Consider the following 17,138-nt stretch of genomic DNA (forward strand, 5'->3'; position numbering starts at 1 on the left):
AAATAATCCTGATATTGGGTAAAAAATTAAACAGTGAACCACTGTACCCGACGGATACAGCGGTTATTTGGAACATCCAGAGTTCCCCTGACTGTGCAGGCTTTTTGCCCTTTCCATGCGACAAAGACACGCCGACGCAGATCGCAGGCAATGTCACGCGCATGTCCGAAAGGCGCAATCATTTCTGGAAAAAAGATATGCTGGCCGGAACGCCAATCTTCCCGCACAATTTCCCGCTCACCGGAAAGAATTGCATCCCGACTACTGTCAGACAAAAAAGCCCAATTACAAAAAGCAACTGGGCGTTGATGTTCATCTTCGTAATAGCAAAACTGATTAAGCTGGAATGATGGCAAGATACGTTGTTGCCATTCAGCAACTAAATAACGTCGGTGCAAGGGGGAGTGCTGACAAAGCAACATCACCCCACCAATCATTGCCTGTATTTCATTCGCACTCAGTGTTGCCGGTTGATGTGTAATCATCATAGGTTAGCAACTACCTGATAGAATTTTGCTGATACTATTTTGCTGTTTCAGAATTGCGTGTTGAACGTTTTTTAGGTTCAGCGGCTTCTGAAGCAACAACTTCTGTTTCAGCAGGTTTTTCGCCCTCATTGATCTCAGGCATAGGTAAAAAGCCAGCGGTAATCAGTTTATTGATTTCGGCTTCCATTCTTGGATCTTCAAGCATACTTTTGACCATGGAAACCATATACATAAAACCAGAAGCAGGCATATGGATCACTTGTTTTAATTGTAATTCCTGATCATTTTCCGCCAGCATACCATTCGCCATTCGATTCGGTTCCTGACCTACAAAATAGAGAGAGAATACGCCTTTGTTATAATTAACGCTTGAGATGGTTTGAACAAATTTTTCAGACATAGCATTATCCATTAAATAAATATTAATTTAATGTTAAAACCACATTAAATTAAAATGATTAAATCATAAATGAATCCATATGCACTATGGTTTCATTTATGATTAAACCTGACTGCTACGGTTATCTTAGTAAGCCAAAGTAAGTTACATTTACCTTATTTTTCAATGGTTATTCTCTTAAAATAACTCTCTTTTTGAAAGCACTATCCAAAATACAAAATAGCAAGTAAAGTATAAGCCAACTTAAGTATGTTCTATCATCCAGATGGTATACTGATAATGAGTTACTAACTGAGGTTTTACCGATAACGTTGGATAAAGATATATCTATTTATTGGCTAAGATCAACATATAAATAGTAAAATGTCTGTTTAGGCTCTACATTTTGTCCCAATTACCGACATTCATAGGCTCTTTGATAGCAGATAATATCTTTTAAGCGATTTTGTTAAGATTATTTTATAAATAAAACACCTTATTATTTTCAGGTTATCTGTTTACTTACATCAAAAATGTGATTTTTTATTTAAAGTAGATTTAATTTAATGAATGAAATAGAAAAAACAATAATATCATTAATAAATTTAATAATAATGATATCTGATAGGGATCATATAACCACATTAAATAAAAACTTAAATGATGGTGATGATTATATTTCTACTCTAAATAAGCTGCAAAAAGAATGTAATATTAGTATTAAGAACAAACACTCTAAAAATAAGAAGTTAGGCAACATATCACTGCCTGCCATTTTGTTTAGCAATGATGGACAACCCTTTATTCTGGCAAAATATGATGAGCAGCGGGTATTAATCCAAAAACCCTACCAAGAATCACCTGAGATATTAGGTAAAGAAGAATTTATCAATCTATGGAGTGGTGAATGGATAAAAATAAAACAAAAAAGCAACCAATTTAATATTCGCTGGTTCATTCCTGAATTTGTCAGGCAAAAGAAGAACCTTACGGAGATCCTCCTGTTTTCCTTCGTTCTGCAAATCCTGGCACTTATCTCTCCTCTGGTCGTGCAAGTTGTCATGGACAAGGTTCTTGTGCATCAGGCGCTTTCCACATTGGATGTGCTGATTTTTGGGCTGGTGGCGGCTGGATTGGTTGAAATTATTCTGCGGGGATTACGTGAATACCAGTATGCCCACACCGCCAACCGGATTGATATAAAACTTGGCCTGAAACTGGTTAAGCACCTGTTTGGCCTGCCATTGCTATTTTTTAAATCCCGTCAAGTAGGCGCGATTGTGACACGAGTACGGGAACTGGAAACGGTTCGGGAGTTTTTAACCGGCTCCATGTTCACCTTGTGTATCGACGTTTTGTTCATGTTCGTATTTATTTATGTCATGAGCCTGTTGTCCGGTATGTTGACCCTGATTTTCCTGCTTACCCTACCCTGCTATGCCCTGCTGGCCTGGTGGGTAACACCGAAAATTGAAAAAGCGGTGGAAAAACAGTTCACTCATGCCGCAATGAATACCTCTTTTCTGACTGAAACCGTTGCAGGTGCCGAGACACTAAAAAGCCTCGCCGCTGAACCTCGCTTTATTCGCCACTGGGATAGTCAGACTGAAAAGATGGTCGGCACCAGTTATGATGCACAGCAATGGGACAATCGTTCTGGTCATCTGGTGATGGTGCTACAAAAAGTTACCAGTGCTGTTATTATCTGGCTGGGCGCTTCGGAAGTGCTTTCCCTTCACATGACCATTGGTCAATTGATCGCCTTCAATATGATGGTAAGCCACACCCAACAACCCCTGGCCAAGTTGGTGCAACTCTGGGGGCAATTTATCCGTTCACGCATTGCCATTGATAAGCTGGGAGATATGCTGAATCTGCCAACAGAGCAGCAATCAGGCAATGAACAGGTCGCCTTGCACGGGGCAATCTCATTCTCTGACATCGTCTTTCGCTATCAACCCGATCTCCCCCCCACTATCAACCACTTCACTCTGAATATTCGGGCAGGGGAAACTGTAGGCGTTGTCGGAACCTCTGGTTCAGGGAAAAGCACCCTTGCACGTTTGCTGCTACGGCTTTATACCCCAGAAAGTGGAACTATCATGCTGGATGGCATTACCTTGCAAAACTTCAATATTGAATCCATCAGGCAGCAGATTGGCATCGTTCTGCAAGAAAACTTTTTATTTAATAAAACGGTGTATGAGAATTTGTCCCAATCCTGCCCTGACGCCCCGTTATCTGCGGTCATCGAAGCAGCAAAGCTGGCAGGAGCACACGATTTTATTCTTAAATTACCGATGGGGTATGACACGGTGCTCGCCGAAGGGGGGCAATCGCTATCAGGCGGGCAGCGACAGCGTCTCGCCATTGCCAGAACCCTGCTGTCAGATCCCAAGATCTTGATCCTTGATGAAGCCACCAGTGCACTGGATGATGAATCACAAGCCATCATTCAATCTAACATGGCTGAGATTGCCCAAGGCAGAACGGTCATTACCATTGCACATCGGCTCTCCACGGTACGCCAATGTGACCGGATCATTGTGTTACACCAGGGCCAAATCATCGAACAAGGTAGCCATGAACAGCTTCTGCAACAAGGCAAACACTATCGGAAACTTTGGCAGTTACAACAAGAATTAAAACAGGAAACAATACAGGAGGAGCCTGCCCATGTTTAAGGCTATCTTGCGCAGAGGGATCAAACAGTTACGTACTGCCAATCCGCATTATGATTTTTTACCGACACACTTGGCATTGTCACAACGCCCACCTTCTCCGTTCGCCCGTTATACAGCAATAACCCTAAGCATTAGCGTGTTGGTTGCTCTGCTATGGGCTTGTCTGGGGAAACTGGATGTACAGGCAACCGCAACCGGACGCCTGATAGCTTCTGGCCGTTCCCAAATTATTCAGGCGTATGAGCAAAGCCGACTGATTGCCATTCATGTCCAAAATGGCCAGCACGTTGAGAAAGGTACGCCACTGCTGACGCTCAATACGCTGGGCGTCAATCAGGATATTGCCCGTTTGAGCGAGCAACGCGATTATCTGCTGGAAGAGGAAATCCGTTATCAGGCCCTGCTTGAAAAACACGATCCTCAATCCCTGCCGCTTTTCCAGCAGCAATCCGCAGATAAACAGGAAAGAGTTCTGACGCATTACGCTCACGAAAAGCAGGAATTTGAATCAATCATTACCAGTATCCACGCAGAAATGGAAGAAAACCTGACTTCCCAACAAGCACGGAATAGTGATATACGGTCATTGACCAATCTGCGTGAAAATATCAACCAGCGTTTACAGGCCAGAAAAACATTGAGCCAAAAACAGGTCATCAGCAAGGTGGAATATCTGGAGCAAGAAAAAGAATTCCTGGAAACAGAAAGGCTGATTGTTCAACAAAAATCGGAGCTCGGTATTCTGATGTCCAAGTACAAGAGCCTGGAAGAGCGCTTAAAGGGCATCAAAATAACCAAAGAGCGGGAATGGTTTGAAAAAAGAAAACAGGCAGAAATCCAGTTAGCGTCAACGCAACAAGAAATTTCGAAAATGCAAGAACGGGAAGAACTTGAGGTTGTACGCTCTCCTGTCACTGGTACGGTTCAACAATTAACTGTTCATACCCTCGGCGCTGTTTTGCAACCTGCACAGAATCTGATGGTGATTGTTCCTGATGAACATGTACAACTTGCTGAAATCCAGATCCTGAACAAAGATGTCGGTTTTGTCCGGCCTGGACAGCACGTTACCGTCAAAGTCGATGCTTTCCCCTATACCCGCTATGGCACAATTGAAGGAGAGCTACTTAGCATTTCGCGGGACTCCACCACTGATGAACGGTTAGGTCTGGTTTTTCCCGCACAAATTAGCCTCAAACAGAACAACATTATGGTAGATGGGAAACCTGTTGAAATCACGGCGGGTATGTCTATCGTTACGGAAATCAAAACAGATCAGCGAAGAGTCATTGATTATCTGCTCAGCCCAATCCAGGAATATCAATCTGAAGCGTTGAGGGAGAAATAATCATGACTGATACTTTTTCCTTCACCTGTGGCGCAGATACAGACCAAAAACCCGACAATACAGTCGGTACAAATGCAAACAATTATGCGCTGGATTGTATCGCCCATTTAGGGAAACAGTTCCACAAGGTGGCTTCTGTTGGGCAATTACACCATATTCTGGGTGTAGACTCTCTTGCACTGACAGATCCACAGCTACGTGAAGCTGCGGATGCCATTGGGTTACACAGCAAATTTGAACGCCTGACACATGATACCGCCGCCACATTACCTTTACCTGCATTAGTTGAATTGGATCAGCGCTGGTGGGTATTGTCAGAAATCCGTCCTGACACATTTACGGTGTTCGACCCTAGCACTGAAAAATATGAAATACGTGTACTGCACGATGAACAAACAAGTGGCAGCCACTCTAACGAATACAAAGTGCTGCTGGTGGCGGATAAAACTCTGACCAAGCAGCAGGTTAAATTTGGTCTAAGCTGGTTTTATCCCTCCATTTTCAGGCAGAAAAACCAGTTACGGGACATTTTCCTGTTTGCTATCGTGTTGCAACTTTTTGCCCTGGCAGCTCCCTTGCTATTTGAAAATGTCATCGACAAGGTGCTGGTTGGGCGGAGTATTTCCAGCCTGCATATATTGGGCATGGCGATGCTGGCACTGGCATTAGCAGAGCCCCTGTATGGGTTCCTGCGCAATACCGTGTTTGGGCATACGGCCAGCCAAATCAATGCGGAACTCTCCGGCAAACTGTATCGTCACCTTGTAGGATTGCCCCTGCCCTATTTCAAACAACGGCAGACCGGGCAAATTATCGCCAGAGTTCGCGAAATGGCGCAGATCCGCCAATTTTTGACCGGATCTACCCTTATGCTGTTGCTTGACTTGATTTTCATCATTCTATTTCTGGGAGTGATGTTTCATTACTCCTCCCTGCTGACATGGCTCGTAATCAGTTCACTGGTTCTCTATTTTTTGCTATGGATAGCCGTCGGTCCCATTATTCGACGCAAGGTAGAAAAAGAGTATGAAGCCGATGCCAATGCCACCAGCTTCCTGACAGAATCCGTCACGGGAATTGAAACCATTAAAACCACCGCGACAGAAAAGCGCTTTTTGTACCAATGGCAAAAGGTATTAAGCGAGCAATTAATTCAGCGCTTTACAGCCCAAAAAAGCGGACTGGCTGCGGGACAAGGGATTGAGCTGATCCAAAAAGTGGTTGCCGCCCTGCTTTTGTGGTGGGGAGTCCGAGGCGTGCTTGATGGAGAGTTGTCCCCTGGTGAATTAATTGCTTTTAATATGCTGGCGGGGCATGTTACCCAACCCATCCTAAGGTTGGCACAAGTTTGGCAAGACTTTCAGCATACCCTGATTGCCCTGCGACGGGTGGGTGATATTCTTGATGAGCCAATGGAAAGCAGTAAACAAGGGCTAGCATCAGCACCTGAACTTGCAGGACAGATTGAATTCCGCAATATACGCTTCCGCTATCATGCAGATACGTCAGAAGTGCTGGTAAATTTGTCACTGGAAATTAAGGCCGGAGAATTTATTGGCATTACGGGGCCATCGGGTTCCGGAAAAAGTACATTAACCCGCCTGTTACAGCGCCTATATGTGCCACAACACGGTCAGGTTTTGGTGGATGGAATGGATTTAGCGATTGCCGACCCAGTGTCACTGCGCCGTAATATGAGCGTGGTCTTGCAGGAGAGCATCCTGTTTTCCGGCAGCATTGCGGACAATATCCGCCTGTGTAAGCCCAATGCCAGCGATGAGGAAGTCTATCGAGCTGCAACCTTAGCGGGCGCGGTTGATTTCATCAATGCATTTCCACATAAATTTGCCCATCCTGTTGGCGAAAAAGGGGGCAACCTTTCTGGTGGACAACGGCAGCGTATCGCATTGGCAAGGGCATTGTTGAATGATCCCAAGATCTTGATCCTTGATGAAGCCACTTCCGCGCTAGATTATGAATCTGAAGCCGCCATCATGAGTAATATGGCAGAGATATGCCAAAACCGAACCGTGATAAGCATTGCTCATCGGCTAAATACTATCCGTCATACTGATAAGATTTTCGTTTTAGATTTAGGAAGAATCGCTGAATCAGGTTCACATGATGTTCTGGTGCAGCAAAATGGCCTATATGCACAGCTTTGGCATCAACAAACGAAGTGATGACTAAAAAAGAAACTTATCTCATCCATGAACAGCAGCCCGATATCATTCTGGTCAGGAGTATCGACAAAAATATCATCACTGACATTGTATACAGAAAAATTACCTCAAAAGGGTACTCCCACCGCCAAAAGACGGGAAGGGAAACTAGTAGCGACACGCGTTCAGCTAAGGTATTATTGCCCGCTATATTATTGGTACACGCCCATTATCAATTGAATTTATGGCAAAAGAACAAACTGATCGCACCACACTGGATTTGTTCGCAGATGAACGCAGGCCTGGGCGACCTAAAACAAACCCGCTGTCCAGGGATGAACAGCTTAGAATCAATAAACGCAACCAATTGCGACGAGATAAAGTCAAAGGGCTGCGTCGAGTGGAACTCAAACTCAATGAAGATGCCGTCGATGCACTAAACCATCTGGCAAAACAGCGCAACATTAGTCGCAGTGAATTGATTGAACAAATGTTATTAGCCCAACTGACAGAAAAAAATCACCTTGCCGATTAACGGCTTTTATTAAACACAATGAAGCGGTATCACCACACAAATCTGACAGATTTGTCATGGATGTTTGGTCAAAATAACGCTTTTCATGTTACTAAAACTGACATTTTTCTAGCTGATTTCAGCGTGATGTGTATAGATTTAATACACAAATAAAACAAGAGGTTAACCCATTTTATGGCAATAATAGGTATATTCTTCGGTAGCGATACAGGCAACACAGAGAACATCGCCAAAATGATCCAAGAAAAATTGGGCGGTGCTGATGTTGCTGAAGTCCACGATATTGCCAAAAGCAGCAAAGAAGATATTGAAGCCTTCGATATCCTGCTGCTTGGCATCCCAACCTGGTATTACGGCGAAGCTCAGTGTGACTGGGATGATTTCTTCCCAACACTGGAAGAGATCGACTTCGAAGGGAAACTGGTTGCTTTGTTCGGCTGTGGTGACCAGGAAGATTATGCAGAGTACTTCTGCGATGCTATGGGCACCATTCGCGATATTATTGAACCTCGTAGTGCCATTATTGTAGGCCACTGGCCAACTCAAGGATATCACTTTGAAGCCTCTAAGGGCATGGCAGACGATAACCATTTTATTGGTTTAGCTATTGATGAAGATCGTCAACCAGAATTGACGGATGAGCGCGTTGAAGCCTGGGTACAACAGATCAAGGTTGAAATGAGCCTGTCAGAGATTCTAGACGCTTAATAAGAAGATAAAAGCCCTTTCAGGCAGGATTATTCTTGCATAATGTGTCATGATATCTAAATAGGCATGGTTTTCATTTTTAACATCCATGCCTATAATCAGCAACGTGAAACAGAATCATGATTCCCTCACGATACCCCCAAGTATCATAAGTTCACTTAACTCAAGTTACAGGACTGAATCCGCATGACCGACAACAATAAAGCATTGAAAAATGCTGGACTTAAAGTAACACTTCCACGACTGAAGATTCTGGAAGTGCTACAGGACCCAGAATGCCATCATGTCAGTGCGGAGGATCTCTACAAAAAACTGATTGATATCGGTGAAGAGATTGGCCTCGCCACTGTCTATCGCGTGTTGAACCAGTTCGATGATGCCGGCATTGTCACACGCCACAATTTTGAAGGCGGTAAATCGGTTTTTGAACTCACTCAGCAACATCACCATGACCATCTGATTTGTCTCGACTGCGGTAAGGTCATTGAATTTAATGATGAGTTCATTGAAGAGCGTCAGAAAAATATTGCCGAGCGTTATGGAATTAAGCTCTCAAACCACAGTCTTTATTTATATGGTCATTGTGCTGATGGTAATTGCCGCGAAGATAGCGCATTTCATGATGAGAAAACACGATAAATAAGCGCCAACAATGAAGTGATTGAAATAATCCGCTTCTGCTATTTGTTCATCTAAATAATTTGTTCATCTGAATAAGTTGTTCGTCTGATAAGCAACCTGCCGATGAGTTCTCAAGATAATCGGCAAGTTGCTTTATCAATTTATTACCCTCATGCCGCATACGCAATTGTTAGAATTTAACTTCATCTATGCGACTAAAACGTTTTCCATCGGCACTGACAGAGCGAATTTTCACATTGCCGCTGACATGGGGTCGTTGTCTGTCATTGTAATCTTGCCATGTTTTTCCATTATCCAATGAGTATTGGATAACCATTCCCGGTAATGCGATATTGGCTTCCAGTATTCCAGAAACAATTCTGCCGCCCGGCACTGGCAAACGATACGAAATTTGGACGTTATCCAGCTTAGCTAGCTCACGCTGCCCCATCAGATTGGCAAAGCGTTCCCAATCTTGTTGCAGGAGAGCCGTATCAACATAATGTGTTATTCCACCTCTATACTCCCTGCCCTGCTGATAATTCTGCTCCCACTCTGCTTGGTGCCATGCCCGTTCTGCTAGCGGCAATAAGCGTGGATAAATCATATATTCCATTTGTTCATCGGTACGCACGGTTTCACTCCATGATTGCCCCGACATACCATAAGCCCCCGGCCAGCGTTTATTACTATGAGTATTAAAGTGATTGCCATCACGATCCAACGAGGTTTCAGCATTTTGTGGCATATTGTTCGGGGCAAAGCTGAAAATTTTTGCCTCATCATTAAAACGGGTTGCCCAATAGTAGCCCCGCTCTTTCGGATGGGCTTCATATGGCATATCCAGGTAGACATAATCAGGGCTGGAAACAACAACTCGATAGCTCTTATTCGCCCAGTTATTGGCAGAATCATAACCTCCCCAATATAGGGTATCCCAAAAGTTCACCGCAACATGTTTAGTAGCGAAATCTTTTGCTGATTTGGCATATTTCAGGCCATCCTGCCATGCTTGCATGGTGCTAATACCGTGGGCATTGACGATTTTGCTGACTTCAATGGCAAAATAACTGGCAAGTTCATCAACATCTTTAATGGCGCCTTGCGCTATCATCTTCTGACAAGCCTGAGATTTTTCCCATGGTTTGTCTTCGATTTTTTGGTTGATAATCCCCTTATCTGGCACTATCGGTTCGTTTTTATCCTGATATCCCGCACCCAGACGAATATTTTTCGCTTCATCCCCACCAAAATGCCATGTGTTCAACGGCAGACCAGCCTTTTGGTGCATGGCAACAACTTCGCTAATAACTTTATCGATAAACCGTTTTGAAGAGTCCATGCACGGGTTAAGATAACTGTGACGATCATAGAACTGCACGGAAGTTGTATTCGAGGTATCTGTCGGATCAAGCAGACGATATTCATTGGCTTCCTGCTCTTTGCCCTGAGCCATAAGCCGCTTATAACGCGCTTCCATTGACATCACTGCGGCACGAGCATGGGCGGGTATATCAATTTCTGGGATCACTTCTATCTGGCGGGCCTTCGCATAGTTTAGAATATCAATATAATCCTGACGGCTAAAATAGCCACTTCCCATATTGTTATTCTCTGGCCCTGATCCCAATTGCGGCAATAAGCACTGAGTTTCACTCAGATCATGACAACGTTGACTGCCGATTTCTGTCAACTCTGGTAAACCAGGGATCTCTAATCGCCAACCTTCATCATCGCTCAAATGGAAATGGAACTTGTTCAGTTTATAGTGGGACATTTGATCAAGCAGACGCAAAACAGCTTCTTTGCTATGAAAATTTCGCCCAACATCAAGGAACACACCACGATATTCAAATCGAGGAGCATCTTTTGCCATCAATGTCGCAATCTTTGGAATACCATTGGCGGGAAGTAAGGAAAACAGCGATTGTAGGCCATAGAATACGCCAGATTGATCAAACGCGATAATTTGTGCCCCTTTGGTGGTTATCTCCAATAAATACGCACCTTTTATTCGCCAAGGCTTGGTAAATTGGCTTGCGTTGATTTGAGTCGCTATTCGATAACCGTTATCCGTTAAATGAATATCACGGGCTTTGAAACGTTCCCTGATCACGTTAACAGATTCGCCGCTCAACCCGCCCAACTCTAATTTCACGCCACGGGATAAATCCACATCCTGGGAATGAACGAAAAGCTCTTTCGGTGTCGGAATAATCTGCCCTCGCAGCTTATCTTCACTGATTGTTGCCACCTGTTGGTTTTTTGCAAAGCGATTTTCAGATGTCATCAGGATATTGTTATCCGTTGTGGTTCGTTTCCACTGCTCACCTTCCAGATCAGATAAAAATTTGCTGATATTTTCAGTATTGGTACTTACCAAGACCTTGGGCGTAGCATCACCGGAAACCGCATACCAACGCGGCATAAAATCTGTACTGTAAATCTGCCAATATTCGCCAATAATAGGTAGCACGACCTTTTCATTGGCTTTGATGCTCGTAAATTTCTTTGTCGGCTCCAGTTTATGTAAGTCCCCCGTAATATGGGTAATTTTGTATTGATCATTGTCCAGTTTCAGTATTTGGCGAATACTGTGGAAATAGAGTGCCCAATCAGAAGAATTGATTGCCTGATCACCATTGCTCAAGATGATGTTGACCCGATTACAGGCCGCCGAATCAGCGCCAAGAATGGCACAATCTGTACCATGTGAACCAGCCTGATTATCAATGACTTTGAAAGTGACTTTTACCTGACTGAGTAAATCCACAATCTGTTGTGATGACATTGATTGCTGCGGTGATATTGGCGATGTCACTTCTGCATGAGCGCTGCCTATAAATCCAACTGCCGTGATGAATGCTGCCAAGGTACGTAATTTAATGGGTTTCATAAATTACCTCGTCCGAACTTATTATTTTTTCGATGGGTAAATTTTTGGGCAAATAATGTACAAGTTTGGCCAGGCAATAACCCTATACAATATGTGACTATAAGGCAATTTTTAATCTTAGCTGAAGGAGTTAATTTTCGTTACGAGGCTATCAAGCACAAAAAAGCGTGAAAATAATCACGCTTTCTTATGTACGAGGTCACATTATCTTAGTGAGATTATTACTCTTGTGAGATTTTTGCCCAAGTATCACGCAGGCCAACCGTACGGTTAAAGACCAGATGCTCAGCACTTGACAGGCGGCTATCAGCACAGAAATAACCTTCACGCTCAAACTGATAAGTTGTTTCTGGCAATGCATTTGCCAACCCAAGTTCTACAAACCCTTTACGGATCACCAACGATTCTGGATTGATAGTAGACAAGAAATCATCTTCTGCCCCTGGGTTCGCCACGCTGAACAGACGGTCATACAGATAGAATTCCACTGGTACGCCGTGTGCAGCGCTTACCCAATGAATGACGCCCTTAACCTTGCGACCATCGGCTGGATCTTTGTTCAGGGTTTGCTCGTCATACTGGCAATAAATCGTAGTGATATTGCCTTCCGCGTCTTTCTCAACTCGCTCTGCTTTAATCACATAAGCATTGCGCAGACGAACTTCTTTGCCCAGAACCAGACGCTTATATTGACGGTTTGCTTCTTCGCGGAAATCCGCACGATCAATATACAGTTCGCGGCTGAACGGCACTTCCCTGCTACCCATTTCTGGTTTGTTTGGGTGGTTAGGCATTGTCAGAATGACTTCACCTTCTGGCATGTTCTCAATCACCAGTTTCACCGGCTCAAGAACCGCCATAGCACGCGGTGCATTTTCGTTCAGGTCATCACGAATACAGGATTCCAATGCCGCCATTTCAACGTTGTTATCCTGTTTCGTCACACCAATACGGCGGCAGAACTCACGGATAGCAGCCGCAGTATAACCACGACGACGTAACCCAGAGATAGTCGGCATACGTGGGTCATCCCAACCATCAACGATCTTTTCTGTCACCAACTGGTTAAGCTTACGCTTGGACATCACCGTATATTCCAGATTCAGGCGAGAAAACTCGTACTGACGTGGATGGCAATCAATCGTAATGTTATCCAATACCCAATCGTACAAACGGCGGTTATCCTGGAATTCCAGCGTACAGATGGAATGGGTGATCCCTTCCAGTGCATCGGAAATGCAGTGCGTGAAATCATACATCGGATAGATGCACCATTTATTCCCTGACTGGTGATGCTCTGCAAATTTGATACGGTAGATTACCGGATCACGCATAACAATGAACGGAGATGCCATATCAATTTTGGCACGCAAACACGCCTTGCCTTCAGCAAATTCACCGGCACGCATTTTTTCAAACAGCGCCAGGTTTTCTTCTACGCTGCGATCACGATATGGACTGTTTTTGCCTGGCTCTTTTAGCGTACCGCGATATTCACGGATCTCTTCAGGACTGAGTTCATCGACATACGCCAGACCTTTATTGATTAACTCAATGGCGTATTGATACAGAGTATCGAAATAGTCAGAAGAGTAGCAAATATCCCCACTCCACTGGAATCCCAACCATTGAACGTCAGTTTTAATCGATTCAACGTACTCGATATCTTCCTTGACTGGGTTTGTATCGTCAAAACGTAGGTTGCATTGTCCCTGATAGTCTTGAGCGATGCCGAAATTCAGGCAGATCGACTTAGCATGGCCGATATGCAGATAACCGTTGGGTTCAGGTGGGAAACGGGTATGTACGGATGTATGTTTACCAGTTGCCAGATCTTCGTCAATAATCTGACGAATAAAGTTTGTCGGACGGGCATCTGCCTCACTCATCGTTTTTTTCCTCAATGCAAAAAGCGCTTTAACATAACCCCCTATAATCTAATAAGCTGAACCGAGAAACAATACTTTGTTCGTGGGAAATGGTGGAATGGGTAAAGTTAGTGCGGAAAAGCGGGAAAACAGCTCTTATCTTAGCCGATTAAAGAAATCAGTTAACAAAGAAGCAACAATAACTCATCCCCTGAAAAATAAATCACTGGCAAAATACGATATACGTTTTATATATAATATAATTTAATTTTTATGACTATATGAGTATATCTTAAAGACATTGATTCGCCAGACACATAATCTTCAGAAAATAAGTGAAAAGTTATTTAATTAGCATATCTTTCAGTATATCTGCATAACTGGTAATTTCACCTTTTTTATTACCATTACTTCAATACTAAAAGCTATCTATATATCAATAGAGAATAAAAATGAACGATCTATTATCAAGCAATAAAAAGATGATTATAGCTATAGTCATTAATGAAAAATATATATTAAATCACTATACAGATGGATTTAAGGTAGGTGCCACATCATTTACATTAAAAATGGTTGACTATTTTATTAAGCAACATATTTTTGCTGGATTTATTCTTTATAAAAGAGACGAATCTCTATTAGTACCCAAAATTGAACAATCAAAGATAGGTGGAATAAAATATATAAAAATTTTCTTCAATTTTTCGATGAGTTCAGAGAATATCAAGGAAACCTTAGCTAAAGGTTTACGCTTTCTTTCTATAGATAATCAGCAAGAATCCAATATTTTTGCTTATTATCAGACCGATACGCTTCTCTGTTATCATCCATCAAACTTTCCATGTGGCGTAACACATCATGGGCCTTTTGTTGAAGATTTTCAGAAACACTATTCACAAGAGGAAGCTTATCAATCATTTGAAAATAAAGATAAAGCCCTTCATCTTTATAAACAACAATCCATAGGTATTAATACCTTAATTGATAAAGGATATTATGTTATACAACATTCTAAACTACAAGGGGATTATCTAATAAGCAAAAGAGTTCACCGAGAAAAAATAAAACAAATTAATCCACCCATGTTTTTCCACGAAAATCACGAATTAAAATCATTAAACCCTAACATAAGTCACTTCCTAAAAACAGATAAGAATGAATTTTTATTATTCACTGCTGTTGCCAGATTAGATTATTTTAAAAACATCGAGCTATTAATTAATTCATCTATTCGCTTATTAAAAAAAGGTATTCCAGCAAGAACATTAATTTTAGGTGATGAAGAAAAATATACTTTCAGAAGAGATATACTCTACTCCATGATCCCCATAGAATATAGAAAATACTTTTTAATTTCACATAAGCTACCACATAAAGAACTATTTAGTGTTTTTAATGCAGTAAAGAAAAAGGCTATTTTTGTATGCACATCACGCTACGAAACGCTGGGTATTACTCCTTTAGAGGCAGCATTAAATGGGGTCTATACGATAGTTCCTAACTTAAGCTGTGTGGAAGCATCAACTTATTTCTCTTCAGAAGATAAGTTTGAATACGACATAACCTCACTGACGAAAAAAATAATTTCCATACATAATAAAAAATTATTCGTATCCGATATACAGCAAAAAAATATCAGTTCTTTGCTATCAAAAGATATTTTTGAAGAAAGTGTTAATAGATTTTATAAAGAAATTTCAATAAGTTACAACCATACATTATCATACGTTATCTAAACATTATTTATAATCACAAAGATTAACAATCTCAGATAAATGAGCACACCAAGTGCTCATTTTAATTTCTATCAAGATCGTTACAACGATCACAATTACTTACTTATCTATAGCTTTTTCTTATTTTTCATTTAAAAATAAGTATTGTTAATAGTGAAACGTCTCCAATAATATTTACTACAACAGGTGAGCATCATGAGCATATTCAGTTACTTACAGCGATTGGGAAAAGCACTCATGCTCCCCATCGCTTCACTTCCTGTCGCTGCGTTACTACTGCGGCTTGGTCAACCAGATGTATTTAATATCGCTTTTATTGCCAGTGCAGGTGGCGGAATTTTCGAAAATTTGCCTTTACTATTTGCATTAGGAATCTCTGTTGGTCTGGCGAAAGATAATAGTGGAGCGGCAGCGCTTGCTGGAGTCGTTGGCTTTTTTATTCTGACAAAAGCAACCACTGTTATTGATCCTAAAATCAATATGTCGTTTTTTGCCGGTATTATTTCAGGAATTGTTGCTGGCCACTGTTATAACCGTTTTTCTGAAACCCAATTACCCGAGTTTTTAGCATTTTTCGCTGGTAAACGTTTAGTCCCTATCATAACCGGAATTATTTGCCTTTTCCTGGCATGGATTTGCGGACATATCTGGCCATATGTACAACATGGCATTGATCATTTTAGCCTTTTGGTTTCAAAAAGTGGTGTGGCTGGATGGTTTGCCTATGGCGTTCTTAACCGTGCCTTAATTCCGTTTGGCCTACACTATATCCTGCATTCCGTTTTCTGGTTCAGCTTAGGTGACTGTATAAAAATCACTTATGATCTGGCAGGAGCAATGCACAATATCTGTCTGGCACCTGATGTAGTACACTCACTCACTATTGGAGCAACGATACCTGGAATAGAAGGTTCAAACATCACTCAAATAGCGAGTGACCTTACTCGTGGTGATCTCAATCGCTTCTTTGCTGGTGATCCCAATGCAGGGGTGTATATGGCTTGGGCCTATCCAATATTTATGGGCGGCTTACCTGGTGCTGCCTTAGCCATGTATTTGGCTGCACCAAAATCACGTCGTCCCCAAATTGGTGGGATGTTATTTTCTGTTGCCTTAACATCATTCCTGACGGGTATCACTGAACCAATAGAGTTTTCATTCTTATTTTTAGCTCCCGTATTATATGTTTTACATGCAATTCTTGCGGGCGTTAGCATGATAATCACAAACTCTTTGGGTGTCTTGCACGGTTTCGGCTTCTCTGCTGGCCTGATTGATTTTGGATTAAATTGGGGACTAGCAACAAAACCATGGATATTGATCCCACTTATCATCCTATTCTTTGTTCTCTATTTCGTTGTCTTTACCTTAATGATCCGCATTTTCAATCTGAATACGATAGGCAGAGAAGAGGCAAACTCTGATAAAGCAACTTCGGCATCCCAAGATAAAGAGGCTATCTCACACTATATCAGCGCCCTCGGTGGGCCTAACAATATTCGTACTGTCGATGCTTGCATCACTCGACTGCGTTTAACTGTAGAGGACAATACTCGATTAGATGAGCCTCAATTGAAGAAATTAGGAGCTAAGGGTGTCTTAAAAATAGGTAAACAGAGTATTCAAGTCATCCTCGGACCACAAGCCGAAAGCATCGCCGAACAAGTGAAAGTTCAGTTGAAACTCAGTCATTCAGATAAAACTGAATAA

Annotated in this window: 13 protein-coding genes; 9 read left to right on the forward strand and 4 right to left on the reverse strand. The window is 42.2% G+C overall.

Going from position 1 to position 17,138, the window contains the following annotated elements; translation table 11 throughout:
- Nucleotides 1-26: 26 nt before the first annotated feature.
- The gene (gene rtxC, locus Xentx_RS01185; RefSeq protein WP_074018436.1) at nucleotides 27-488 is read right to left on the reverse strand and encodes an RTX toxin-activating lysine-acyltransferase RtxC; all 462 of its coding nucleotides are present in this window, start codon (nucleotides 486-488) and stop codon (nucleotides 27-29) included.
- A gap of 34 nt (nucleotides 489-522) precedes the next feature.
- Nucleotides 523-888 (reverse strand): protein RtxH, encoded by a 366-nt coding sequence (gene rtxH / locus Xentx_RS01190; protein WP_074018437.1) that lies wholly within the window; start codon nucleotides 886-888, stop codon nucleotides 523-525.
- 545 nt (nucleotides 889-1,433) lie between these two features.
- On the opposite strand from rtxH, the gene Xentx_RS01195 reads away from it, so the two are divergent.
- From Xentx_RS01195 to fur, 6 genes are all read left to right on the forward strand, one after another.
- Complete coding sequence (locus tag Xentx_RS01195; RefSeq protein WP_074018438.1) at nucleotides 1,434-3,551, forward strand: peptidase domain-containing ABC transporter; 2,118 nt, start codon at nucleotides 1,434-1,436, stop codon at nucleotides 3,549-3,551.
- Nucleotides 3,544-4,899, forward strand: coding sequence for an HlyD family type I secretion periplasmic adaptor subunit (locus Xentx_RS01200; RefSeq protein WP_074018439.1), 1,356 nt, complete (start codon nucleotides 3,544-3,546; stop codon nucleotides 4,897-4,899). The genes Xentx_RS01195 and Xentx_RS01200 overlap by 8 nt, the downstream gene beginning before the upstream one ends.
- Before the next feature lie 2 nt (nucleotides 4,900-4,901).
- Complete coding sequence (locus Xentx_RS01205) at nucleotides 4,902-7,082, forward strand: type I secretion system permease/ATPase (RefSeq protein WP_074018440.1); 2,181 nt, start codon at nucleotides 4,902-4,904, stop codon at nucleotides 7,080-7,082.
- Nucleotides 7,083-7,305: 223 nt separating this feature from the next.
- Complete coding sequence (gene ybfE / locus Xentx_RS01210) at nucleotides 7,306-7,596, forward strand: LexA regulated protein (protein ID WP_074018441.1); 291 nt, start codon at nucleotides 7,306-7,308, stop codon at nucleotides 7,594-7,596.
- Between the two features lie 174 nt (nucleotides 7,597-7,770).
- Nucleotides 7,771-8,304: a flavodoxin FldA gene (fldA, locus tag Xentx_RS01215; protein WP_074018442.1), complete on the forward strand. Its 534-nt coding sequence runs from the start codon at nucleotides 7,771-7,773 to the stop codon at nucleotides 8,302-8,304.
- 186 nt (nucleotides 8,305-8,490) lie between these two features.
- Nucleotides 8,491-8,943 (forward strand): ferric iron uptake transcriptional regulator, encoded by a 453-nt coding sequence (gene fur, locus Xentx_RS01220; protein WP_074018443.1) that lies wholly within the window; start codon nucleotides 8,491-8,493, stop codon nucleotides 8,941-8,943.
- Between the two features lie 172 nt (nucleotides 8,944-9,115).
- Here the strand turns inward: fur and Xentx_RS01225 are convergent, their stop codons facing one another.
- Both Xentx_RS01225 and glnS read right to left on the reverse strand, forming a co-directional pair.
- Nucleotides 9,116-11,821: a beta-N-acetylhexosaminidase gene (locus Xentx_RS01225; protein ID WP_074018444.1), complete on the reverse strand. Its 2,706-nt coding sequence runs from the start codon at nucleotides 11,819-11,821 to the stop codon at nucleotides 9,116-9,118.
- 221 nt (nucleotides 11,822-12,042) lie between these two features.
- A complete protein-coding gene (gene glnS / locus Xentx_RS01230) occupies nucleotides 12,043-13,710 on the reverse strand; it encodes a glutamine--tRNA ligase (RefSeq protein WP_074018445.1) in 1,668 nt (555 codons plus the stop codon).
- 97 nt (nucleotides 13,711-13,807) lie between these two features.
- Between glnS and Xentx_RS19070 the strand changes: the two genes are divergently transcribed.
- The 3 genes from Xentx_RS19070 (at nucleotide 13,808) to nagE (ending at nucleotide 17,138) form a co-directional block, all read left to right on the forward strand.
- Nucleotides 13,808-13,957, forward strand: coding sequence for a hypothetical protein (locus Xentx_RS19070; RefSeq protein ID WP_167366738.1), 150 nt, complete (start codon nucleotides 13,808-13,810; stop codon nucleotides 13,955-13,957).
- A 184-nt stretch (nucleotides 13,958-14,141) separates the two neighbouring features.
- Nucleotides 14,142-15,428, forward strand: a complete 1,287-nt coding sequence (locus Xentx_RS01235; protein WP_074018446.1) for a glycosyltransferase — start codon at nucleotides 14,142-14,144, stop codon at nucleotides 15,426-15,428.
- Between the two features lie 195 nt (nucleotides 15,429-15,623).
- Nucleotides 15,624-17,138: an N-acetylglucosamine-specific PTS transporter subunit IIBC gene (gene nagE, locus Xentx_RS01240; protein WP_074018447.1), complete on the forward strand. Its 1,515-nt coding sequence runs from the start codon at nucleotides 15,624-15,626 to the stop codon at nucleotides 17,136-17,138.

Source organism: Xenorhabdus thuongxuanensis (genome assembly GCF_001908095.1).
Classification (GTDB): domain Bacteria; phylum Pseudomonadota; class Gammaproteobacteria; order Enterobacterales; family Enterobacteriaceae; genus Xenorhabdus; species Xenorhabdus thuongxuanensis.